General features: G+C 62.5%; 26 protein-coding genes and 1 pseudogene. 12 read left to right on the plus strand and 15 right to left on the minus strand.

What is annotated here, in order from left to right:
- The 10 genes and pseudogenes from oppD to tcmP form a co-directional block, all read left to right on the plus strand.
- Positions 1-116, plus strand: a pseudogene (gene oppD / locus CWO91_RS45310) (oligopeptide ABC transporter ATP-binding protein OppD); the annotation flags it as partial.
- Positions 113-1,099 (plus strand): ABC transporter ATP-binding protein, encoded by a 987-nt coding sequence (locus tag CWO91_RS34535; RefSeq protein WP_130219971.1) that lies wholly within the window; start codon positions 113-115, stop codon positions 1,097-1,099. The pseudogene oppD and the gene CWO91_RS34535, both read left to right, overlap by 4 nt.
- Entirely contained in the window at positions 1,099-2,028 is a 930-nt protein-coding gene (locus CWO91_RS34540; RefSeq protein WP_165405923.1) for an ABC transporter permease, read from the plus strand. Before CWO91_RS34535 ends, CWO91_RS34540 begins: the two co-directional genes overlap by 1 nt.
- Positions 2,025-2,987: an ABC transporter permease gene (locus CWO91_RS34545; RefSeq protein ID WP_130219973.1), complete on the plus strand. Its 963-nt coding sequence runs from the start codon at positions 2,025-2,027 to the stop codon at positions 2,985-2,987. Before CWO91_RS34540 ends, CWO91_RS34545 begins: the two co-directional genes overlap by 4 nt.
- Positions 2,988-3,346: 359 nt before the next feature.
- Positions 3,347-5,197, plus strand: coding sequence for a dihydroxy-acid dehydratase (ilvD, locus tag CWO91_RS34550; protein WP_130219974.1), 1,851 nt, complete (start codon positions 3,347-3,349; stop codon positions 5,195-5,197).
- A gap of 392 nt (positions 5,198-5,589) precedes the next feature.
- On the plus strand, positions 5,590-5,907 hold the full coding sequence (locus CWO91_RS34555) for a hypothetical protein (RefSeq protein ID WP_130219975.1): 318 nt from the start codon (positions 5,590-5,592) through the stop codon (positions 5,905-5,907).
- 338 nt (positions 5,908-6,245) lie between these two features.
- Positions 6,246-6,569 (plus strand): hypothetical protein, encoded by a 324-nt coding sequence (locus tag CWO91_RS34560; protein ID WP_091895582.1) that lies wholly within the window; start codon positions 6,246-6,248, stop codon positions 6,567-6,569.
- A gap of 886 nt (positions 6,570-7,455) precedes the next feature.
- Positions 7,456-7,680, plus strand: coding sequence for a hypothetical protein (locus CWO91_RS34565; RefSeq protein ID WP_130219976.1), 225 nt, complete (start codon positions 7,456-7,458; stop codon positions 7,678-7,680).
- A 5-nt stretch (positions 7,681-7,685) separates the two neighbouring features.
- Positions 7,686-8,039 carry a hypothetical protein gene (locus CWO91_RS34570; RefSeq protein WP_130219977.1) on the plus strand — a complete coding sequence of 118 codons (354 nt, stop codon included), beginning with the start codon at positions 7,686-7,688 and terminating at the stop codon, positions 8,037-8,039.
- Positions 8,015-8,968, plus strand: a complete 954-nt coding sequence (tcmP, locus tag CWO91_RS34575; RefSeq protein WP_349643605.1) for a three-Cys-motif partner protein TcmP — start codon at positions 8,015-8,017, stop codon at positions 8,966-8,968. The genes CWO91_RS34570 and tcmP overlap by 25 nt, the downstream gene beginning before the upstream one ends.
- Here tcmP and CWO91_RS34580 read toward each other — a convergent pair.
- The 3 genes from CWO91_RS34580 to CWO91_RS34590 form a co-directional block, all read right to left on the minus strand.
- Positions 8,924-9,667, minus strand: coding sequence for a DUF5131 family protein (locus CWO91_RS34580; RefSeq protein WP_130219978.1), 744 nt, complete (start codon positions 9,665-9,667; stop codon positions 8,924-8,926). The genes tcmP and CWO91_RS34580 overlap by 45 nt on opposite strands.
- A 338-nt stretch (positions 9,668-10,005) precedes the next feature.
- Complete coding sequence (locus tag CWO91_RS34585) at positions 10,006-10,287, minus strand: DNA -binding domain-containing protein (RefSeq protein WP_130219979.1); 282 nt, start codon at positions 10,285-10,287, stop codon at positions 10,006-10,008.
- A gap of 75 nt (positions 10,288-10,362) precedes the next feature.
- Positions 10,363-10,692 (minus strand): hypothetical protein, encoded by a 330-nt coding sequence (locus CWO91_RS34590; RefSeq protein WP_208753108.1) that lies wholly within the window; start codon positions 10,690-10,692, stop codon positions 10,363-10,365.
- Between the two features lie 493 nt (positions 10,693-11,185).
- Here CWO91_RS34590 and CWO91_RS34595 point away from each other — a divergent pair, with 493 nt between their 5' ends.
- Positions 11,186-11,581 (plus strand): hypothetical protein, encoded by a 396-nt coding sequence (locus tag CWO91_RS34595; protein ID WP_130219981.1) that lies wholly within the window; start codon positions 11,186-11,188, stop codon positions 11,579-11,581.
- 395 nt (positions 11,582-11,976) lie between these two features.
- Positions 11,977-12,561, plus strand: a complete 585-nt coding sequence (locus CWO91_RS34600) for an RNA ligase family protein (protein ID WP_433995595.1) — start codon at positions 11,977-11,979, stop codon at positions 12,559-12,561.
- Between the two features lie 95 nt (positions 12,562-12,656).
- Here the strand turns inward: CWO91_RS34600 and CWO91_RS34605 are convergent, their stop codons facing one another.
- From CWO91_RS34605 to CWO91_RS34655, 12 genes are all read right to left on the minus strand, one after another.
- Positions 12,657-12,824, minus strand: coding sequence for a hypothetical protein (locus CWO91_RS34605; protein WP_165405922.1), 168 nt, complete (start codon positions 12,822-12,824; stop codon positions 12,657-12,659).
- A gap of 179 nt (positions 12,825-13,003) precedes the next feature.
- Positions 13,004-13,258, minus strand: a complete 255-nt coding sequence (locus CWO91_RS34610) for a hypothetical protein (protein ID WP_130219983.1) — start codon at positions 13,256-13,258, stop codon at positions 13,004-13,006.
- 986 nt (positions 13,259-14,244) lie between these two features.
- On the minus strand, positions 14,245-14,715 hold the full coding sequence (locus CWO91_RS34615; RefSeq protein ID WP_130219984.1) for a hypothetical protein: 471 nt from the start codon (positions 14,713-14,715) through the stop codon (positions 14,245-14,247).
- 124 nt (positions 14,716-14,839) lie between these two features.
- A complete protein-coding gene (locus tag CWO91_RS34620; RefSeq protein WP_130219985.1) occupies positions 14,840-15,190 on the minus strand; it encodes a hypothetical protein in 351 nt (116 codons plus the stop codon).
- 4 nt (positions 15,191-15,194) lie between these two features.
- Positions 15,195-15,542 carry a hypothetical protein gene (locus tag CWO91_RS34625; protein WP_130219986.1) on the minus strand — a complete coding sequence of 116 codons (348 nt, stop codon included), beginning with the start codon at positions 15,540-15,542 and terminating at the stop codon, positions 15,195-15,197.
- 168 nt (positions 15,543-15,710) lie between these two features.
- Complete coding sequence (locus CWO91_RS45130) at positions 15,711-15,836, minus strand: hypothetical protein (RefSeq protein ID WP_283811051.1); 126 nt, start codon at positions 15,834-15,836, stop codon at positions 15,711-15,713.
- 68 nt (positions 15,837-15,904) lie between these two features.
- Positions 15,905-17,497, minus strand: a complete 1,593-nt coding sequence (locus CWO91_RS34630) for a hypothetical protein (protein WP_130219987.1) — start codon at positions 17,495-17,497, stop codon at positions 15,905-15,907.
- 70 nt (positions 17,498-17,567) lie between these two features.
- Positions 17,568-18,152 (minus strand): DUF4376 domain-containing protein, encoded by a 585-nt coding sequence (locus CWO91_RS34635; RefSeq protein WP_130219988.1) that lies wholly within the window; start codon positions 18,150-18,152, stop codon positions 17,568-17,570.
- Positions 18,153-18,184: 32 nt separating this feature from the next.
- Complete coding sequence (locus tag CWO91_RS34640) at positions 18,185-19,537, minus strand: hypothetical protein (protein ID WP_130219989.1); 1,353 nt, start codon at positions 19,535-19,537, stop codon at positions 18,185-18,187.
- A 115-nt stretch (positions 19,538-19,652) separates the two neighbouring features.
- Positions 19,653-20,018: a head decoration protein gene (locus CWO91_RS34645; RefSeq protein WP_130219990.1), complete on the minus strand. Its 366-nt coding sequence runs from the start codon at positions 20,016-20,018 to the stop codon at positions 19,653-19,655.
- A gap of 54 nt (positions 20,019-20,072) precedes the next feature.
- Entirely contained in the window at positions 20,073-20,459 is a 387-nt protein-coding gene (locus CWO91_RS34650; RefSeq protein WP_130219991.1) for a hypothetical protein, read from the minus strand.
- A 33-nt stretch (positions 20,460-20,492) separates the two neighbouring features.
- The coding region (locus CWO91_RS34655; protein WP_208753107.1) for a hypothetical protein at positions 20,493-21,014 on the minus strand (522 nt) is incomplete at its 5' end.

The following is a 21,014-nucleotide window of genomic DNA, read 5'->3' on the forward strand; positions in this document are numbered from 1 at the left end:
CCGAGCCGTGCGGCCTTGCCGCGCCGAGCCTGGCGCCGATCGCGAATGACCGCAACGTCGCCTGCATCCGCGCCGAGGCTTCGCGCCGCGCGTTGCTCGGGATCGCGGCCGAATGAGCGCGCCGCTCGTCGAGGTGTCCGCGATCTCGCGCAGCTACGCAATGCGCTCCGGGATGTTCGGCCGAGCTACGGCCGTGCATGCGGTCGACGACGTGTCGCTGACCATTCCCAAGGGCGAGACGCTGGGCCTCGTCGGCGAGTCCGGCTCGGGCAAATCCACCACGGGCCGCATCGTGCTCGGCCTCGAGCCGCCCGATCGCGGCGAGGTGCGATTTGACGGCAAGCCGATGGCGGCGCCAGGAACGGCTGCATGGCGCGCGCAGCGGGCACGCATGCAGATGATCTTCCAGGATCCGCTGGGCGCGCTGGACCGGCGGCTGCCGGTCGCCAGCCAGATCCGCGAGCCCCTGGACATCCACGATCTCGGTACGCCTGCCGAGCGCGAAGATCGCGTCCGCGAGCTGCTGCGCGCGGTCGAGCTGACGCCGGCCCACGGCGCGCGCTATCCCGGCGCGCTGTCCGGCGGGCAGCGCCAGCGCATCGTGCTGGCGCGGGCGCTGGCGACGAGGCCTAATTTCCTGATCTGCGACGAGCCGGTCAGCGCGCTCGACGTCTCGATCCAGGCGCAGGTGGTGAACCTGCTCGCCGATCTCCAGGCGCAGCTGTCGCTGACGCTGCTGTTCATCAGCCATGATCTGCGCGTCGTCAGGCAGATCAGCAATGTCGTCGCCGTGATGTATCTCGGCCGCATCGTCGAGATCGGCAGCGCCGATGATCTGTTTGCGCGGCCGGAGCATCCGTACACGCAGGCGCTGGTCTCGGCCTCACCCGCACCGGGCCGCCGCAGCGCCGGCCGCATCGTGCTCGCTGGCGATCCGCCGAACCCGGCCGCGCGTCCCCAAGGCTGCGCCTTCCACCCGCGCTGCCCGCGCGCGATCGCGCGCTGTGCGAGCGAAGTGCCGGTGCTCTCGGCTGTGGGCGGCAACCGGCAGGTCGCCTGTCATCTGGTCACGGGCGCCGAAACGCGGGATGCGGCGTGATGGGCCGCTATTTCGCTATCAGGATCGGACGTGCGGCGCTGACAATCGTGCTCGTCGTCACCTTCGCCTTCGTCGTGCTGCGGCTCTCAGGCGATCCCGCGCTGATGATTTTGGGACCGGAGGCGCCGCCGGAGGTGCTCGCGTCGTTCCGCAAGGCCTGGGGCCTCGATGATCCCATCTGGTTCCAGTATCTCGATTATTTCGGCGCCATCGCCAAGGGCGAGCTCGGCCGCTCCATGCGCGACGGACGCCCCGCGATCGAGCTGGTGCTGGAACGGATCCCGGCGACGCTGGCGCTGACGCTGCCGGCCTTTGCCTTCAAGGTGGCGCTCGGCATTCCCGCCGGCATCTACGCCGCGCTGCATCGTGGCTCGGGAATCGACCGCGCCGTGATGATGACGGCGGTCGCGGGCTTCACCGTCCCGAGTTTCGTGCTCGCGCTGGTGTTGGTGCTGGTGTTCGCCGTGCAGCTCGGCTGGCTGCCGTCGGGCGGACAGGACAGCTGGCGGCACGCGATCCTGCCCATTGCGACGCTCGGCCTCGGCGGCGCAGCGGTGCTGGCGCGCTTCACCCGCAGCGCGATGCTGGAGGTGCTGGGCCAGCCCTATATCCGCACTGCCTCGGCCAAGGGCGTGCCATGGCGCAAGGTGGTGACGTCGCATGCGCTGCCGAACGCGGCTATCCCGACCGTCACCATTCTGGGCTTCATGGTGGGATCGCTGATCGCAGGCGCGGTCGTGGTCGAGAGCGTGTTTGCCTGGCCGGGAGTAGGGCGCCTGCTCGTCGTCGCCGTCGCCAATCGCGACCTCGCGGTCGTGCAATGCATCCTGCTGCTGGTCGCCATGACCATGGTCACGTCCAACCTGATCGTCGATTTCCTCTACGGCTTCCTCGATCCGCGGCTGCGCGCCAAAGGGGCGCACGCATGACCGACGCGACGCTGAAGGATACCGAAGCGTTTTCAAGCGAAGTGGATACCGGTTCGCGTGAAGAAAACGCGTCAAAACCAGAATCTAGAGCCCCGTTCCGATTTCATCGGAACGGAAAGGGCTCTAGTGTCCGCCGCCGCATCAGCCTGCCGGCAATCCCGGTCTCGGTCGCAGTCGCGATCACCTGGATCATCGCCATGCTGGTGATCGCCGCCTTCGCCGAGAAGCTCGCACCCTACGGCTTCACCCAGCTTGACCTGCGCAATCGCCTGGCCGCGCCCGGCAATGCCGCGCATTGGCTCGGCACCGACGAGCTCGGCCGCGACGTGCTGTCGCGCCTCCTCGTCTCCATCCGCATCTCGCTGCTGATCGCGTTCGGCGCCACCGCGATCTCGGCGATCGTCGGCACCACGCTCGGCTTCCTGGCCGCGCATTTCCGCGGGGCCGTCGAGCAGCTCGTGCTGATGCTGACCGACTTCCAGGCCAGCATGCCCTTCCTGATCATGGCGCTCGCGGTGCTCGCCTTCTTCGGCAACTCGCTGCCGCTCTTGATCGGCCTGATGGGCCTGTTCGGCTGGGAGCGTTACGCCCGCATCGCGCGGGGATTGGCCATCTCCGCCAATGCGCAGGGCTATGCCGCCGCGGTCCGCCAGTTAGGTGCAACGCCGTCGCGGATCTACCTCCGGCACATCCTGCCCAACATCGCCTCGACCCTGATCGTCTCGACCACGCTGGTCTTTCCCGAGGTGATCCTGATGGAATCCGGCCTGTCGTTCCTTGGCCTCGGCGTGCAGCCGCCGATGACCAGCCTCGGCAACATGGTCGGCTACGGCCGGGAATACCTGACCCGGGCGCCCTGGATCATGCTGGCGCCGGCCACCACCATCGTGGTCACGACGCTGGCGGTCTCCGTGATCGGCGACTGGCTGCGCGACCGGCTCGATCCGACCCTGCAGTAGACAAGGGTCCGGCGGTTACGGGCTCGTGCGACGTCCTCCGACGTCGTCCCGGACAAGCGTAAGCGCAGATCCGGGACCCATAACCACCGGCGGACGTGATTACGGAGACTCGGAGTTGTCAGCTTCGCGCCACAACCACCCCCTGTGGCTATGGGTCCCGGATCGCCGCGCGCTTTAAGGCGCGCTTGTCCGGGACGACAGTTGGGGGTGCGGCAGCAGCCCGCGCCGGGAGCAGGGGAGCCCTGTCCGGACCAAGTTCCCGTTGCACCTCGCCACCCCGTGCGCTATCCGGCCGGAAAGGCCTGAGGCGGCTTCCATTTTTCCGCCCGGCCCAAGCCAACCCGAGGACGGAAACTGCCATGCCAGCCTATCGCTCCCGCACCACCACCCACGGTCGCAACATGGCGGGCGCCCGCGGCCTCTGGCGCGCGACGGGCATGAAGGACGCCGATTTCGGCAAGCCGATCATCGCGGTCGTCAACTCCTTCACCCAGTTCGTGCCCGGCCACGTCCATCTGAAGGATCTCGGCCAGCTCGTGGCCCGCGAGATCGAGCAGGCCGGCGGCGTCGCCAAGGAATTCAACACGATTGCGGTCGATGACGGCATCGCCATGGGCCATGACGGCATGCTCTACAGCCTGCCGTCGCGCGAATTGATCGCCGACAGCGTCGAATACATGGCCAACGCGCACTGCGCCGACGGTCTCGTCTGCATCTCCAATTGCGACAAGATCACGCCCGGCATGCTGATGGCCGCGTTACGGCTCAACATCCCCGCCGTATTCATCTCGGGCGGACCGATGGAGGCCGGCAAGGTCAAGCTCGAGGGCAAGACCAAGGCAGTCGACCTCATCGACGCCATGGTGGCGGCGGCCGACTCCAAGGTCAGCGACGACGACGTCAAGGTGATCGAGCGCTCGGCGTGCCCGACCTGCGGCTCCTGCTCGGGCATGTTCACTGCCAACTCCATGAACTGCCTCACCGAGGCGCTCGGCCTGGCGCTGCCCGGCAACGGCTCGGTGGTTGCGACCCATGCCGACCGCAAGCGCCTGTTCGTCGAGGCCGGCCACACCATCGTCGATCTCGTCCGCCGCTATTACGAGCAGGACGACGCCAGCGTGCTGCCGCGCAACATCGCGAATTTCAAGGCGTTCGAGAACGCCATGACGCTCGACATCGCGATGGGCGGCTCGACCAATACCGTGCTGCATCTGCTCGCCGCCGCCCATGAAGGGCAGGTCGAGTTCACCATGGGCGACATCGACCGGCTCTCGCGCCGTGTGCCCGTGCTCTGCAAGGTCGCACCATCCGTCGCCGACGTGCACGTCGAGGACGTGCACCGCGCCGGCGGCATCATGGGCATTTTGGGCGAGCTCGACCGCGCTGGCCTGATCGACACCTCGGTCTCGACCGTGCATGCGCCGACCATGAGCGACGCGCTGGAACGCTGGGACATCAAGCGCTCCAAGAGCGAGGCTGTCCGCACTTTCTATCGCGCCTCGCCCGGCGGCATCCCGACACAGGTCGCCTTCAGCCAGGAGCGCCGCTATGACGAACTCGATGCCGATCGCGAGAAGGGCGTCGTGCGCGATCTCGAACATGCCTTCAGCAAGGACGGCGGCCTCGCCGTGCTCTACGGCAACCTCGCGCAGGACGGCTGCATCGTGAAGACCGCGGGCGTCGATGCTTCGATCCTGAAATTCTCCGGCCCCGCGCGCGTGTTCGAAAGCCAGGATGCGGCGGTCGAAGGCATCCTGGGCGGCAAGGTCGTCGCTGGTGAGGTCGTGGTCGTGCGCTATGAAGGCCCGCGCGGCGGCCCCGGCATGCAGGAGATGCTGTATCCGACCAGCTACCTGAAATCGATGGGCCTCGGCAAAGCCTGCGCGCTCGTCACCGACGGCCGTTTCTCCGGCGGCTCGTCCGGCCTGTCGATCGGCCATCTGTCGCCGGAAGCGGCCGAAGGCGGCAACATCGGTCTCGTGCGCGACGGCGACCGTATCGCCATCGACATCCCGAACCGCAGCATCAGCCTCGAGGTCTCCGACGAGGAGCTCGCCAAGCGCCGCGCCGCGGAGGAGGCGAAGGGCGATGCCGCCTGGCAGCCGCAGAACCGCAAGCGCAACGTCTCGACCGCGCTGCAGGCTTACGCCGCGCTCACCACCAGCGCCGCGCGCGGCGCGGTGCGCGAGGTGAAGCGTCGCCCGAGATAGGCGCCTGATCGGCGCGCCACAGGCTAAATCCCTCCGGGACGACTTGCGGTCTCCACGCGAGCGCGCCGTTGCACGACAGAACCCGTGGAGCCCGGAGGCAGATCCGCAAAGAAACGGCCCCCGCGTCTTGGGGTGTGGGCTATTGGGGGTGGACGCGGGAGCCGTTTGCGAGGTGGGTGCCCGACGTGCGGGCTCGCCCGCCAGGCGCAATCAATTTAGTGGATTTCACTGCATTTTGCTATTTAATTTTTGTTTATTTCTGTTTTATTTGTGATTTAACCATGTGATCGTAAGAAAAATAGCTGGAATCCATTTTTCCGAATCCGGTCAGGACAAATCGCCTTATCCCGATCTGTCCGCAACTGTTCGGATTGCCAGTAGCGGAGTAAGCCATGAGTCACGCTCCATCGCTCGTGCCGCACATTACGACCGACCGGGACGTTTATCTCGTGCTCGATGACTTCGGCCGGCGACTGGGCCGCGCCTGGTGTGAGACGGCCGAGGAGGACGCCAATCGCGCGACCCTGCTCAGACATCTCGTCGAAGGGCAATATCTCCATCCTGCACGTATCGTGGCCTTCAATACCGCGGAGGGATGGTCGCGGGATGCCACCGCGGAAATCGCCGACGAGCTGCGCCGCCGCTTTGTCGAATTCGAGGAGACCGATCCCTCGCTGCTGGAGTTTTTGGAAAGAGCAGTGAGGCGCTGAAGCTCGATCCGTCGGAGGCGGATGAACGCTTTCGGAACGGCGCTCGAACGGTGCACCCGCGGCGTCCGATCGCCGGCGCAGCGATCACGCTCTCGCACAGCATGCGGACTTCGGAGCCAACGCGCATCGCGCGTTAATGCGCGTGGTCAATGAGTTCTTACCGCTCGGCGGTGATCGGCCGTTCGCATTAAGGATGCCCCGACGAAGTTCGGCACCCCAGGATTTTGCCGCGTATACTGCGTTCGATCTCTGCAAATCCATTTCGGGCAACTGGGGCAACCACCGCAATGTCTCGTACTCTCGCCGTCGTTTTCTCCACCGCCGTCGCCGCGATTGCCATGACGGGCGCAGCCTCCGCCGGCTGCTACAATTGCTACGCGCCGCCGCCGTGCACGACCTGCTATCAGCAGCAATACGTCGCGCCGCAATACCGCACCGTCGACGAGACCGTGATGGTGTCTCCCGGCTCCGTGGTCGCACACCGCACGCCGGCGCAGTATCGCACCGTGATGGTGCCGCAGACCGTGATGGTGGCCCCGCCCAGCGTCCAGTACGAGCGCATCCCCCCGCAATACGCCACGCGCCAGCGTGTCGAGATGGTCTCGCCGGGCTATTCCTATTACGCTCCGGTGCAGATGGGTTGCGCGTCCTGCGGCTACTGAGCCGACGCTGTTACGAAAAAATTGGCGCGGCGCTCCTTCGGGGCGCCGCTTTCTTTTCCGCACCAGCAAACGAGGCCCGGACATGGAGACGAATCCAACCGGGCCTCGCAACCAGCGACGCCCTGGGAGATGTCGCCAGTATCCGTGATTGCTGAAGGCTCGGCGGCGATCGGCGGCCGAGCGGTGTTGTCCAGGCTAGAGGAACAGGCTGACGCTCGCCTGACAGATCAGGGCAGCAGAAGAGTGTGGGGCAGGCGCCAACTTCGCGTTGCCTTGCGCGGTCGACTACGTTAAGCGACAGCCATTCCGGGCTTGGAAGGGTGGCCGAGTGGTTTAAGGCACCGGTCTTGAAATACGCACTGTACAGTCTCGCCTAGTCTCGTTTGGTTTGATTGGGTAGGTATTTCAAGCACCTACAGCACGCCCCTCATCTCGTTCAGTTTGGCTGGTCTTGTCCAGTTGCGGCTGGTTTGGGTCCAGGTTTGGGTCCAGCAGAGCGTCGACAGGACGTTCCTCCTGCATTTTCAACCCGTCGACGTTTTGCCGGGGATAACGGCCCCGGGAGCATGCCCGGCCGATGACCGCGCGTGTAGTGTCGCCCCCCACAACCGGGGCAAATCATGGCGCGGACGCGGGTCACCGAGGATCAGTTTCAGGTCGACGAAAACGAGGTCATCCACACGCCGACCAACGCTCGCTGGACGGCGTACCCCGGCCGGAGCCAGCTGTCTATTCTCCCGGCATGCTGGGAAGCGTCCTTCGGAACGGTGACGACTACTGGCGCGAAGACGTCGAACCGATCGCCCTGAAGCTTCTCGCTGAGAGGCCCATGGCATCAGAACAACCATGATCTCGCGACCCGCTGAACGCTCCTAAAGGGGACAGAATGAACCGGCTACAGAAATTCATTGAGCGAGGCGCCTTCGGAGAAGGTCCAGGTCGCACCGCCTACGTGCTCAATCCGATGAAGCTGCCCGATCCGCACAGTGGCTTCGAGTGGCACGTCATGGCGGACTTCCTGCCCGGCGAGGCCATCCTCGCGGATCCCGGTCTAAAGCAAGTCTTCGAAGCGGCACTGAAACGCGGCTGCGCCATCGTCGCAAAGAACTAACCGCGATGAAGACTGACCGCTTTCCCTATGAGACCTCCAGATGGGCGGCCGGCGGCCTGCCGGAGCAAGCTGAACGATGGTTCGAAGAACTTGAAAGGCTCGGCCCGCAGAACGTTCGGGCCAGATTGGCGCAAACCGACGCGGGGTCTGCCGGGTCTGTTGCCATCGGCGAATTGCGGGCTTTGACGATCGGCTTCGCGCAGGAATGGCTCGCCTGGCACGATCGCCGGCGAGAGGCTTTGGAAGCCGCGCGCCACAATCGACAAGTCTTCTGGACCCGCTTTGCTGCCTTGGCTGCGACGGTCGCCGCGGCGAGCGCGGCGATCGGTTGGGCTTGGACGATTTTGCACTCGAAGTAGTAGGTGCAGACGTCAATGCAGGGGTTGTCATGCCAATAGACCATGAATTCGGCGGCCAGCATACCGAACTAAAGCTGTCGATCGTCGAAGGCTATCTCAAAGCGTTCACGCTGGCCTTGCGCTCACATTTTCAGCATCTCTGGTACGTGGACGCCTTCGCGGGTACCGGAAGCAGGACCGTGCGAACCGAGCGCAGGGGAGCGGACCTAATCGAAATGCCGGTTGAAGAAGCGGTTGAACGACGCCGCGGCTCAGCTCAGATCGCGCTTGATGTGCAGCCAGCTTTCGACTTTCTCGTATTTATCGAGAAAAACCCGAACTACATTTTGGCGTTGAACGACCTTGTCGCTAAGAACCTTCAACGACGGATTGTGGTTGCCGAACAAGATGCGAACTCGGCACTGAAACACCTCGTTGCCAACAATAGCTGGCGAGATAAGCGGGCCGTCGTTTTCCTTGATCCTTATGGGATGGAAGTCGAATGGTCCACGCTACAGGCCCTGGCGTCAACGCAAGCGATCGATGTGTGGTTTCTCTTTCCTCTGGCTGGGCTTTTTCGACAAGCAACCAGGAAGATCACTGACATCGACGACCACAAGCGCGCCGCTCTTACCCGAATGTTCGGCTCGAACTCATGGGAGGACGAACTGTATCCCGATGGCGAACCTGACATGTTCGGCGTGCTGCCTGAGCGCCGAAGGGACTTGGATCCGAGGGGGCTGGAGCGATATGTCCAAGGTCGGCTCAGTGAGCTTTTTGGAGCCGTGCTGAAGCCGTTGGCTTTACCGATTGATCGCTCGCCCCAGATGTTCTCGTTGTTTTTGTGTATCTCGAACAGGACACCGGAGGCTATCGGCCTAGCGAGGAGAATTGGCAATCACCTATTAGACCCCAAGCGGCATCTCATCGTACGTTCGCCCGCGCAGTAGGCGGCCGGCTGCTTTCTTGTTCGTTCCGCCCCACTGCTTGAAGAAAAATGCCGTACCATAGCGTCGGCACATCGCTTCGATCTCTTCCACCCACTGCGCTAACATCGGCCGCGCGCGCGGACCACTCTCACCGCCAACGATTGCCCAATGAATGTCGGAAAGATCAGCGCCGGCGACTGAACCTAACAAGGGTTCGAACGAAATGAAGCGAACGACTGATCGCACGCGACGCAGGTCGTTGATGCGGTCGAGATACTCCGCATTCTCCACGCTGGTGCCCAGCCAAACGTTCGGCAAAACAGAGAACGCCGCTGTTATATCGGCCATCCGATCAGGACGTTTCGTCAGAATTTGGTAGGTATGGTGCGGCGTCGCCGCCATCGTCGACCATACCTCAGCGACGAACTGCGCCGGCACGTCGGCATGGAAGAGATCGGACATCGAGTTTACGAAAATTTGGCGCGGCTTGCGCCACGTCTTCGGAAGCTCTAGTGCCTTGCGATCTAGAAAAAGTTTGCCCGTCCAAACAGTCCGTTTGCCGCTCTTGCGGGTGAGCCCGCGGTACTTGTCGACGCCCATTGCGTCAAGTCGAGCGGCCATTCGCATGGCGTAGCAATTGGTGCAGCCGGGCGACAGCACGGTACACCCAGCGACCGGGTTCCATGTGGCATCCGTCCACTCGATTGAAGTATCAGCCATCACGAACCCTCCGCCAATCAGCATTGTCACAAAATACGGTTAAACAGCCGTTTCCGTGACATGCCCAACGTGGCTTAGGCCGGGCCCGTTCCCACGCCTGTTCGCGCAACCGACAAGAGCGGACCGCAGCACAGGCCGTCGTGTCGCCTGCGAAAGGTCCCTAGCTCGCCCGAATTGGTTAGTGGATTGTTAATCGCTGATAGGCAGGCTTACGGTCACTGGAGCGTATCGCTGCCTAATTCAGCCCCCCAGCCACAGGCAGCGTAGGATGGCCGGCGGCGGCGGCTGACGCCCCGCCGGTCGTCTGCCCCGGAAGAGGCTGCCCACACTCTCTGCCGTTACCGAGCCTTCGAAGGCCCGCCTCGCAGCAGTTGACGATATCCGCTGTTGGCGATCCATAGCGCGCGTTCAAGATGGGTTTCAAACGCCTGCCGGGCCCGCTTGGGCTCGCGGTCTGGATCGATGCCCAGGACGATCCGCGATACCTCGCGCCAGTCAGCGCCTTCGGCATTGGCGTCGAGCAGGCGCCAATACGTGATCGTGTGCTCTTCATCGTACGCGGTAAGGTCGGCCCCGGAGGGCGCCAGATCGGCGATAACTGGATTGAGCAGAGGCGGCATTGGCTTCCTGCGATCATTGGTTGTGACGCCGGGATATTTCCCGGCGTTTGTGTCGGCGGCGTGACCGCTGCAGCATCACCCAAACAGCCGGCGGCTGACATTGATGATGAAAGCGGCCGGTGCGCCGATGATAGCGCCGACCAAGCCATAGCCGGCGGCACCACCGGGACCGATCATCACCGCGCCGTAGAAGAAGCCGATACCTGTACACAAGACAATCATGCCGATCAGTGTCTGATCGTTCAGCTCTTCGATCCGGTGCAGGCGTTGCTCTTTGGAGCTTTGCACATAAGGACCGGCTGGCTCACGCGAGCCGCAGTGCGGGCAGGCGACGGCCGAAAATGAGACATTGCCGCCGCAGTCGGAGCAGCCAATCAGTTCCTGTTGTACGCGCCCGCCCGTCATGCGTCCCAACGTAGCCGCCTCGCAACCATGGCGCTACAGGCTTTGCCCACGGTCCGCAATCACTATTCCTCGGCCCGACCGTGATCGTCGCCTAGCAGCTCGCCAGAGGAAGATCGCTGGAAGCGGCATTGCCGAGATATTCGACGCGGCCCGCGCCGGCGTCCAGGCCGCCTGGGAGGACTTGGCGGTCGCGCGACCGCCGCCGATTACGAGGCGTGGCGCCGCCAGCGCGACTGGACCGCTTGGAAGGCCGGATGCACGATCTGGCGCTGCCGCTACCCCACACAGCGGCCGGAAGGCATTGCGCAATGCTTCTGCGGCGAGGTAGTCACCGAATGCTAGCCGCCCACGTCCAAACTGCCCAACGCCTAACCGTCGCATGAAGCATACCGCAGAACGTCCAAGCGCCGATCCGGAAGCAGCGGCCCGCCCGACTAAACCGCAGGGTTCGTCGACCGCGCCACGACGTGGACCCCGCATAAGAGGTGCGCAAATGTCGAAGCCCAACTTCGGCAACGTCGATCGGCGCATTGAATGGAACGACGATCGCGTCGCATGGGTCCGTCACCTTGTCGAAGAAAAGGGAATGACCGCGCGCGAAATCGCGCTCGACATCGGCTTGGCCGCGAACCAGGCGCCGCGGATCTTCGAACTGTGCAAGCGCTGCAATATCCAGCTGTCAGGGCAGGGCGGGCGCCCGCGTCAGGAGGCTGCCGGCGCGCGCGCCTATCGCGTCGGCGTTCAGCATCGCAATTCCGGCCCTCTCGCGCGCCTCGCGGCGCGGCACTCGCTGGATCCGAGCCGGATCGCCGAAATGATCCTGAACGCCGCGATCGAAACCGGCGACACCTTTTGCGAAAACCTCTTGGATTTGGACACCGAGCAATGACGCCAGACGAAGAGGCGTAAGCGATCGTAGCTTCGCTATCGGAAATCAACGGCGCCGTTAGAAACTTCAATGGCTTAGAGGCGGAAACGCTGTCGGATGAAATCACCCCGGATCGGTACAGAGGTCACCGACGGCGATAGCTGAAATCATTACGCAAAATGCAGAAAAACGTCTCGTTGATCACCGGGCATTGCGGGAGGTGAGGGGCATAGCCTTAGACGTCAAGTGGATCCATCTGCTGCGTACCCGGACGGCCATTCTGCTCCCGGCGAACCATGTCCAGTCGGACAACGCGCCAAAGATGCCCGATGGCTTCGTTGTCGATATGAAAGCGGGATTGCCCCGAGTTCCGGCTCGCAAGTGAGCCCGCAAGTGCCTATTTTCGCTCCATGCGCATGGCGTACGAACTCTGCCTGGCCATGGCCGGCAAGCAGGTCCCGTCAGGTCCGGATTGGATCCATGAAGTGAAACACGACGGCTACCGGATGTTGGTCATCCGGGACGACAAGAGCGTGCGCCTCCTATCCCGGAACGGCAGCGACTGGACCAAGCGGTATCCTTGGATCGCCGAGGCCGCGTTGAAGAACCGACAGAAACGTTTCGTGGTTGACGGCGAAGCTGTCATTCTAGGCGTCGACGGTATCTCTGATTTCAACGCGCTGCACTCACGCAAGCATGATCACGATGTCCAGCTCTACGCTTTCGATGTTCTTGCGCTGGGCGGCGACGACCTGCGCGACCTGCCGCTCCATCTACGGAAGACGAACCTCGCGCGGCTGCTGGCTCGGCGGCCGGACGGCATCACCGTTGCGCCGTTTGAGCGCGGCGAGATCGGGCCCGATCTATTCCGCGCCGCGTGCCGGATGGGCTTGGAGGGGCTTGTCTCCAAACATCGCGATCGGCCTTACCGCGGGGGCCGCCAGAAGTTCTGGATCAAGGTGAAGAACCGAAGCCATCCGGCCATGGATCGCGAGTTGTAGAGGTTCGTGGAACGACCAAAGCAGCGCCACGTTGGAGGCTGGTTGACCAATATCGGCGTGCTTGCCCGAACGCGGCTGGCCGCCGCGGCGGCGGATCACCAGCGGTCCGGAAACGCACGCTCAACGCAAAGAGCGGCGGCGACCGAAGTGGCCAGCGCCAAGCCGCAGGCGATGTAGTCGTTCGTGAAATTCCAATGAATATTGCTGCCGGCGACTACCACGAATGTGAGTGCCATGACTGTATTGCGAAATGCCTTGACCATACTGTCCCCGGCGAATGGCGAGTGCTCTTAACACTACTCTCGTGAGTGACGGCAGCGTCGATCGGGCATCCTGCGCTGTTTTTCTGCACGGCCTCGGAAAGCCACGCCGCGCACCGGAATGCTGCCAGCGGCCCCGCTGATGCTTTCGCTTCGGTTAGCGTGCATTGCGGCGAGCGCGTTCAGTTCGGGGCCTTTGTCCAGGCACGTCCCGGGCTGTTCGCCGTTGGTTCGCGGCGGAAAAGTCTTTCCAAAAAGGGGCAAAACCTTCCGCGAACATCGCTGATCTCAATTCGCTTTTCTACTGAGAACAGATAGCGATCTTCACTGAACCCGCCGTGTAACCTGACGGCGATGGCCTTCACGACCATCAGCGCGCACTCGCAAAGGATTGCGATCACCAGCGCGATCGCGACGGCTTCGACGACGTCCTTCATCGGGCGCCCTCCGGTTGGCGCGCTCTGCGAAGACGCGGTCCAGATCGGGCCCGGGGCCCTTGGCGCGGGTCGCGTCGCGGCGGATCGACCGTTCCGGCGTCCCGGACTTGGCGGCCGTGTCTGCGGTAAAGCGGTCCTTCTTCAGTTCGCCAACTTGGCGAACTGAACCACGCCTATTGCCGCCGTTCTTCGTCTCCGGATGGACGGCTTCATAAGCCGCCTTCCGCTTCGCGATCAGCTTCGTCGGTGCGATTGGGCTTTGCCGCTGGATAGCGTTTATGATCTTGCCGGGATAGCAGGCTTCGCCGCGGCCTTCCTTAGGGCCGCCCGTTCTTGTCGGCGGGCCGTCCTCTCTCTGCTCCATGCCCCTAACTCCGCCGGACCATCAGGCGACAATACCTGCGTCACTCCGCCGATGCCGTATTCCCGGTCGAAGAAAGCCCGTATAGCCCGGGTATATCGGCCGCCCATAAGACCGTCGATTTTGGGGAAGCCGCGGCGCTCCAACAAAGGAACGATTGCGCGCCAAGCTGTGTACGTTCCGGGCCCTAGAATGGCCTCGCTTAGGGAGCGTTCGTCAGCGAACAACGGCAGTTGTTCAAGAGTGACGATTGACCCGCTCGCCTTTGCCCGCCGCTTCGGTTGTTCGCGGGCGACTTCATCGCCGCTGTTATGGTCAGGTCTGCTCACGACGGCGCCGCCTTCGTCTAATCGGTTCTCGGGAGGGATAATCCAAGTCAGCGGTCGATCGGCGCGCTGCCGGTTCGGGATCATTCGTATCGAGGGAGGCGAGCCACGCATCCTACCGCACGCGCAACCAGCGGTGCCCCCGCGCGCGAATAACGTGAATTCGATCGGCTTGAGCGAACAGACTGCCGCGAACGTTGGGACACTTAGACCGCAATGGGGCGGCCGCCCGATCCAGCCGCAGCGCGGCTGGCCAGAACCGGCAAGCCCGAGAATTCGATCACGTCGGTGGCAGCAGGCTATCGCTCACTCTTGAGCGCTTTACTGGGGATCATAGTCACGCCCGCCGGTGGGTGGATCACTTTCCGCTGCTGAAATCCGGAAACGATATCGTCGTTGACGTCCTTAGCCCCGTAGACGAATTGCGGGTTGAACAGGCACTTGTCCGATGTCACCGCGACCTTCAACTGGTCGCAGTTCTTCTCTATCCACACTCGCGCGGAAGCCGGCTCAACAGTGGCAGTGAATACGGCAAGGAAGACCGGACCGTTCGCCGTACATCGGTAATCGTCGACGTCCGCGTAGTAGCAGCGCATCTTTCGGAGCAGGATTGGCTTATCGAGGTACTTTCGTGTGCCAATGAAAAGGTCGCTGGGGTCAACAATCTTGTAATCGATTTCGGTTGATTTGTTTTCTGCCGGTGCGGCGGTCGCTGATTGCGCAGAAGCTGGCGAGCCAAACATGATCACGCTCGCCAACGTGGCGGCCAAAGTATTCCGTATCATTGCATTCCCCTCTATCCGGGCTGCTGTGCGCAGGCCCGGCTCATTCCATGGTAGTGCCGACTATTAGCAGAAATGTTGTATGCACCCCGGCAATAGCGGTGGAAGAAGGTCAACATCGATCCCCCAGGGCAGCCGATCCAGACAGCGCCGGCACTCGATCGTAACGAAGCAGCATCGCTTCCCATGCGCCGGGCCGATATGACGTTCGTAACACTCTTTCAGTCGTCCATTCGACCTGCAGGACGATCTTGCCGTCGAACCGGACATCGAGGGTCGACGTCCGGTCTTTGTCGTCGATCAAGCGCGAATGCGTCAGCCGGAATTCGTTGTGACGGACTTCCGACCGCCGCCAGCGGCCATCGGGGCGGTCGACGTTCCAACGCTCGCCGCACCGGCGGATGATGCCCAGCGCCACCTTGCTCAGGGCCTTCATCCGATCGGCGCGGTCGACGTTGTTCATACGATTAGGTGGCCGCCGCAGCGATCTGGACGTCGCGGCAGAACCGCTGGACATCTCTCGCCCAATATCCGTTCCCGTGGTCGCGTCCGACAAGAACTTGCGCCTTGATCGGCAAATCGGCGGGGATCTTCAGTCTTGCCCGCAGGATTTTGTCGGCTATGTCTTCCAGCGCGTCGAAGGCGGCATCACAGGCCGCATGCGCCTGTTCGATTTCGTCGTCGCCGCCGGCCGCTTCGGCTTCGTTATAGAGGGCGTAAACGCGTCGCTTCTCGGCCTCCGCGGTTAAGTACTTTGCGAAAAGAGCCTCGATCGCGGAAGTCGGACGGGTTAGGCTAAGGACAGCTTGCTGCATTGTTCATCCCAATGTTGCGAGTTAGGACCGTCGGCAGGTGCAAACTGCCGGCGGTCTGCTTACGCTATTATCCGATTTTTCTGGGAATGCAACCGGGAGAAGTACCGGAAATATCGGGACAATTCCCGGTTTATTTACCGGACTGAGGCGGGAATTTCCCCGTTCAAGTTACCGGTTCGCGTCCATTGTCACCCGAAGCTTCTGTTCGATCTGGTCGGCAAATCGCTTCGATGCGCGCCCGGCGGGGTCGCCGCGCGGCCGAAGACGGCGAAGCGTCTGTTCTTCGATCTTCATGATTTCCCCTTTTCCAAACGAAAAGGCCGCCCGACATGGGCGGCCCTTGGATTTTCTGAACCTGAAGGTCAGGTCACGATCTCGCGTATGCGCAAATTCCAACTCTGATAATTGGCCGTTCCGGAGGTGACGTTCTGGCATATGATGTTATAGGTCACGGCCGCGGTAGTGTTCGGCTTGTCGAAACCGCGTGGTCGGGCAGGCCAGATCGCATCCGTGGTCGCGATCTGAAACGCAGTCGTGTTCGCCGGCTGCACATTAGTCGAACCGCGCGCGACATAGAGCGAGCCTTGCTCACCTGACACGCCCTGGCGCAAGTAGATGTAGCCATCCGCCTCGATGTCGAACACGTTCGCCGCCGACGATGGCGTGACCGTTTGCGTGCTCAGCGTATGGGTGGCCGTGTCGGACGGAGCGAAGGATTGCACCGTCGGATTGACTTGATCCTGAATGACCGCACCGGGACGCCGCGTCGAAGGATCGACCAACGCAATGAAATCCGGCGAGACGTTCCACGTTCCAGCCGTCGCAAGCCCCGCCTCGTATGTCGCGTGCGCGATCCATTCCCAGTATTTCGTCGTGACGGCGGCGCCCGTCGTGTAGAATGTGTGAGCTGAATTTCCCGGCGTCAGCGTCGAGCTGGCCGGCCGCGTTTCGACCGGGCTGATGATCGTGTAGTTCGGCGACGATCCAGTAAAGGTAAGAGCCATGCACGTGCGCGCTGCAAGCCGTACGGTGCCGGCGTCGTTAAAGGCCGCGAGCCATAGCCGGAAGGCTTGCGCATTGCTCTGCCCAAGCGTTGCGCCCGACGGGATCGTAATTGAGAGCGCCGCCGTAACAGAAACAAACGTGTAAGCGCCGCCGCCTGTCGGAAAGCGGAAGACGACCGGCGTTGTTGCGCTGGGATCGGCGCCGGAAGGCGTCTTGACCGCGAACGTCACCGCGCCGGCGGCGTGGCTTTCGACGATCTGCCCGTTGAACGGGACCGAGCCGATGTTGCCGACCGCGACCGCCTTCTGATCGGCGGTGATGGACATAACCTGATCATAACGAACGGCGCCGGCGAAGACGATGTTCGTAAGCTGCGAGCCGTCGACAGCCGGGAGCTTGCTGCTTCCGTCGAGTTGGACGACATTGTTTGCGCCGGTGCCGACGTTATAGAGCGCGGCCGTACCAAGACCGAGGTTCGATTGACCTTGCGCCTTCTGCGTTTCGTTCAGGCCTTGGGCGGCATCGACGCGCAGGCGAACAGCAAGTGCTGAGGTGACGGTCGCTGCGAAGCTGGCGTCGTCATTGATCGCCGTAGCCAGTTCGTTCAGGGTATCCAGAGCGCCCGGCGCACCGCCGACCAAATTAGTGATCGCTGTTCGGACGTATTCGGTCGTCGCGATCTGGGTTGAGTTGACGGTTTGCAAAGCCGTTGGCGCCGTCGGGACGCCCGTCAGCTGCGCAGAGTATGTCGGCGCAAACGACGCCGTCGCTTGGAAGAAGAAGTTTCCGGCGCCATCCAAGGTAAAGACGACGTTCGGCGTCGGCGCGACCGCGTCGAGTAACGCTAACATACCCGTAAGATCGTGATCCGCGTCCCAATGCGACGGTTGGATCGCGCCGGGGTCACCGTTGTCGCCGCGACCGGATTGGTAGTGATGCTTGATGGCCATAATGAAAACCGTTGCCTGTTCCTAGAGGAGCGAAAACGGCGCCCGAATTGGGCGCCGTTGCTTTGGGGTGTCAGCTGATTGACGCGAACGTCTGGTCGATCTCAGGAAGCGAAATGATCGTCCCGTCTTCGATATGCACGCACACGCTCTGCTCTGCGGCGAAGCATTGGTTCACGAAGCCGCCGATCGCCGCTGCGATGGAAATCATCTGCGCGGCGGTCAGCGCGCCGGTAAAGGTGCCGTCGGCAAGCTTCCACTTGAAGGTCTGGGTATTGTCGACCTGAGCGAACAACGCTGCCGCGGTCAGCTTCGACTGCGTATCACGATCGGTTGGGTAGTTCACGCCGTTGACGGCATGGCCGCCGACTTCTTTGGCGTATCGAGCGGACGCCGCGTAAGCCTTCAGCTGGGCCCGGCTGTACGTCGTCGCCGTCGGCTGCGTAAATGTCGTACCGTCGAACAGCCACGCCGGCAGGAAGCGGCTGACCGCCGGCCAGACGTCCGCTTCGGCAGCGGCGGCCGGCGGCGTACCGTTTGCCGTCCTCCATGCCACATAAGCCGCATCCGCAGCATCAACGTAAGTGTTGCGGGCACTGGCATAAACCTGACCGCCGATCAGCCAATACCAATCGGCCGCATTGAAGGGATTGCTCATTGTCGATTTCCTCTAAGGTTGATCGTGCAGGCTCAGTAGTACTGGCCGCCGTTGCTTGTGCTGCCCGCGACTGTGCCTGGGAAGAAGTTCACGCCGTTACCCGAAATGTTCACCACACCATTCCCGATGCAGTTGTATTTCGCGCCTGTGACGTTGCCCGGGCTGACGAAGGATGGCGGCGAAGACCCGGGGACCGAAATATTTCCGCAGGACGTTGACCACGCGAACGCAAGTCCCATCGTGATCGGTGCCGCGATGGTGAAGACCGCGTTCTGTTGCAGATAGAGGTTAGCGGCGATGCTGTAGAAGGCCGCATAGCTACTGCCGTTGAATGTGTGCGATCCGACCAGAACCGTACCGCCCTGATACGCTTCAAAGACGCTTCCGCCGCAGGCGTTGCTACGGGTGTTCAGCGTCGTCAGCGTCGCGCCATAGGCGGACATGAAGGCGCCGCCCGCGCCGACGCCCCCCGCATTCTGAACCGTGACGTTCTTAACCGTCGCCGTGTTCGGACCTTGGATGACAATCGACTGGCTGCCACTGACGTTCGGCCCGAACGATCCGTCGATAATAACGTTCGTCGCGATCTGCCCATCGACAACAATCGACGGCCCCGGATAAAGCGGAGTAATCGCGCCGGAGTAGGTTCCAGTCGCCACAATGATAGAAATGGTGAAAGCGCTAGGCCCATACTTGAAGGCGAGATTAATGGCGCCTTGGATCGTCGCCAGAGCATGCGTCGCATCGTTCGCGGTGCCATCGTTGGCATCGTTGCCGATCGCCCCGTTCACATAGATGGTCGTATTACGCCGCAACTGCGGACGCGCGCTCGCGCCAAGAAGCTGAAAATTGACGCCATCATATCGATAGGTGTTGACCGACCCTGCGACGATATCGCCGTCCAGCAAGGTCGACCCATCCGGCCGAACAACGGGGACAAGACCAAGCGCATTTAGGTTGATCTTCGTGGCGCCGCTGTTGCTGTTCGCCGCCTTGATGGCGACGGTCATTCCTTTCTTGTATTCCGGCGGCGCCGGTGAAATCGCGGCCGTGATGACGTTCGCGGTGGACGACGTGTCTTCGCCGTAGAGCGGCTGGCCGCGCTGGATCAGATGCTGGATCGCCTTCAGAAGAATGCTGTCGTCAGCGTTGTCCTGCGTAACGACGTCAACAGCGCCGCCGGTCTGCCCGTTGCCTCGCGCCAAAGAACGCAGGTTAGCCAAGACTTCGTTGAACCATGCCGCGTCAAACTCCGTGCCGTCGTCGACGTCGGGGGACGAGCAATCCCGGAAGAAGGTATCGGTCGCAGTGAAGGATCGCGTTTCAGACGGGCGAACGGTGACGCCGCCGGAGCCGACAGAGGGGCCGAAAAGATCAAGAGCCATTGTTTACCTCGTAAGAGTTGCAGGATTAGTACTGGTCGTTCTTCAAGTGGGATTTCTCGGCTTGAGGTCCGGCGCCGATCTTCGCTCGGACCCACGCCTCAATGCCGTGCAGTCGTCATAGAATGGTGATGCCCAGCGTCCGCAATTGTTCTGTGGCTTCTGCTTGCTGCGCGGCGGTGATGCCGGCCGGCCATGTCAGGTCTTTGCCTTTGAGGACGGCTTCCCGACTGATGATCGGGCTTTTCACCGTCGAACCCGGGCTCGTGATAACCCGATAGACCGAAATGCCCGCAGCCACCTGCGTGCCATCCGTGGCCGCAGGATTGAAGGCCGCGAAGCGCTTATCCGCAGCGGCGGCAACAGTTGCTCCGACGATCTGGCCGGGAACGATGAATTGCGACGGTGAAAACATCACGTTTTCCCGAGAAAGATTGTGAGCCTCTTCCTTCAGGACAAACTCTGGGGGTCGCATAGCGCGCATCTCCAACGCTCCTTCGCTTGGTGTAAATCCGAACCTGCGGCGGGAATATCCTGATCAAGTCACCGGCTTGCGCTCATCTGGCCGAAGCTTCTTTTCGATCTGATCGGCCAGTCGATGAAGATACTCTTCGGTCATCATGATTAGCGGAGCATCAGCGCTCGCTCCGGGAAGCGAGACGGGCAGGGTTCGCAATTCCGCAACCAGCTTCAATGCAGCTTCGGGTGCGACCTTAAAGAGCAACGGCGACAGAAGGTGCACGATCGCTCCTTCAAGCGCCGCTTCTCGGGCCGCGACATGGTTAAGACGACGGATCAGGCGATCAATCAGTTCGTCATCCGTATTTTCAGCTTCTGCTTGCGTCGCCGCTACGAAGTCCGCGACCGCGGCGTCGAGCTGCGCGCACACTTCGTCGACGGGATCGTCTTCGTGTTCGTAAAGCATCAGCTCATCTCATCAATTTTCGCGGATTGATCCCTACCAACTCCCGCTTGCGCCGCCGGTTTGCCCGCTCGCCGGCCGCGGCGCAGGCGCTGCCGCGTCAGGCGATGAATGCCCAAGCGATCCCGGGCCGCTCGAATTGATCGTCCCCGACAGCTTGATCGCGGCTTCGGCGCGCCGGACGACGTCGAGCAAGGAAGACCCGGCGTTGACTTCGACCTGCATCTTCCCGTCGCCGGTAACTTGACCGGAAACGTCGACGTGCTGACCCTTGTCGCCGCCAACGCCGGTCCCGTAAGTCATGGTGGGGGACAGTTCAGGGGCGATCGAGCTGTCGCCATACCCCCATTCGCGGCGATACAGGTCGCGCATCGATCCCCGGCGCTGCAGGGCAAGCCGCTGACCGCTTGTCAGGCCGCTATACCCGGCATCCTCAACCGATTTGTGCATGGCCCAGAGCCCGCCAGCGAGGCCAGCGGCGCCGGCGACCCACGGGGCGGCAGCTGCGCCCGCGGTCCAGATGGCGCTTCCTGCGCCCGCCGTGGCTGCCGTGGTAGC

The sequence above is a fragment of the Bradyrhizobium genosp. SA-3 genome, from assembly GCF_004212635.1.
Lineage (GTDB): Bacteria > Pseudomonadota > Alphaproteobacteria > Rhizobiales > Xanthobacteraceae > Bradyrhizobium.

Coding starts and splice junctions, on each gene's coding strand:
- CWO91_RS34600 (WP_433995595.1), top strand. CDS start 11,977: ATGGCGTACGAACTCTGCCTGGCCATGGCCGGCAAGCAGGTCCCGTCA.
- CWO91_RS34620 (WP_130219985.1), bottom strand. CDS start 15,190: ATGAACAACGTCGACCGCGCCGATCGGATGAAGGCCCTGAGCAAGGTG.
- CWO91_RS34640 (WP_130219989.1), bottom strand. CDS start 19,537: ATGGCTCTTGATCTTTTCGGCCCCTCTGTCGGCTCCGGCGGCGTCACC.
- CWO91_RS34595 (WP_130219981.1), top strand. CDS start 11,186: ATGTCGAAGCCCAACTTCGGCAACGTCGATCGGCGCATTGAATGGAAC.
- CWO91_RS34555 (WP_130219975.1), top strand. CDS start 5,590: ATGAGTCACGCTCCATCGCTCGTGCCGCACATTACGACCGACCGGGAC.
- CWO91_RS34605 (WP_165405922.1), bottom strand. CDS start 12,824: ATGGTCAAGGCATTTCGCAATACAGTCATGGCACTCACATTCGTGGTA.
- CWO91_RS34540 (WP_165405923.1), top strand. CDS start 1,099: ATGGGCCGCTATTTCGCTATCAGGATCGGACGTGCGGCGCTGACAATC.
- CWO91_RS34585 (WP_130219979.1), bottom strand. CDS start 10,287: ATGCCGCCTCTGCTCAATCCAGTTATCGCCGATCTGGCGCCCTCCGGG.
- CWO91_RS34635 (WP_130219988.1), bottom strand. CDS start 18,152: ATGAGCAATCCCTTCAATGCGGCCGATTGGTATTGGCTGATCGGCGGT.
- CWO91_RS34625 (WP_130219986.1), bottom strand. CDS start 15,542: ATGCAGCAAGCTGTCCTTAGCCTAACCCGTCCGACTTCCGCGATCGAG.
- CWO91_RS34535 (WP_130219971.1), top strand. CDS start 113: ATGAGCGCGCCGCTCGTCGAGGTGTCCGCGATCTCGCGCAGCTACGCA.
- CWO91_RS34565 (WP_130219976.1), top strand. CDS start 7,456: ATGAACCGGCTACAGAAATTCATTGAGCGAGGCGCCTTCGGAGAAGGT.
- CWO91_RS34560 (WP_091895582.1), top strand. CDS start 6,246: ATGACGGGCGCAGCCTCCGCCGGCTGCTACAATTGCTACGCGCCGCCG.
- CWO91_RS34545 (WP_130219973.1), top strand. CDS start 2,025: ATGACCGACGCGACGCTGAAGGATACCGAAGCGTTTTCAAGCGAAGTG.
- CWO91_RS34630 (WP_130219987.1), bottom strand. CDS start 17,497: ATGGCCATCAAGCATCACTACCAATCCGGTCGCGGCGACAACGGTGAC.
- CWO91_RS34570 (WP_130219977.1), top strand. CDS start 7,686: ATGAAGACTGACCGCTTTCCCTATGAGACCTCCAGATGGGCGGCCGGC.
- CWO91_RS34650 (WP_130219991.1), bottom strand. CDS start 20,459: ATGCTTTACGAACACGAAGACGATCCCGTCGACGAAGTGTGCGCGCAG.
- ilvD (WP_130219974.1), top strand. CDS start 3,347: ATGCCAGCCTATCGCTCCCGCACCACCACCCACGGTCGCAACATGGCG.
- CWO91_RS45130 (WP_283811051.1), bottom strand. CDS start 15,836: ATGAAGATCGAAGAACAGACGCTTCGCCGTCTTCGGCCGCGCGGCGAC.
- CWO91_RS34610 (WP_130219983.1), bottom strand. CDS start 13,258: ATGAAGGACGTCGTCGAAGCCGTCGCGATCGCGCTGGTGATCGCAATC.
- CWO91_RS34580 (WP_130219978.1), bottom strand. CDS start 9,667: ATGGCTGATACTTCAATCGAGTGGACGGATGCCACATGGAACCCGGTC.
- CWO91_RS34590 (WP_208753108.1), bottom strand. CDS start 10,692: ATGACGGGCGGGCGCGTACAACAGGAACTGATTGGCTGCTCCGACTGC.
- CWO91_RS34645 (WP_130219990.1), bottom strand. CDS start 20,018: ATGCGCGCTATGCGACCCCCAGAGTTTGTCCTGAAGGAAGAGGCTCAC.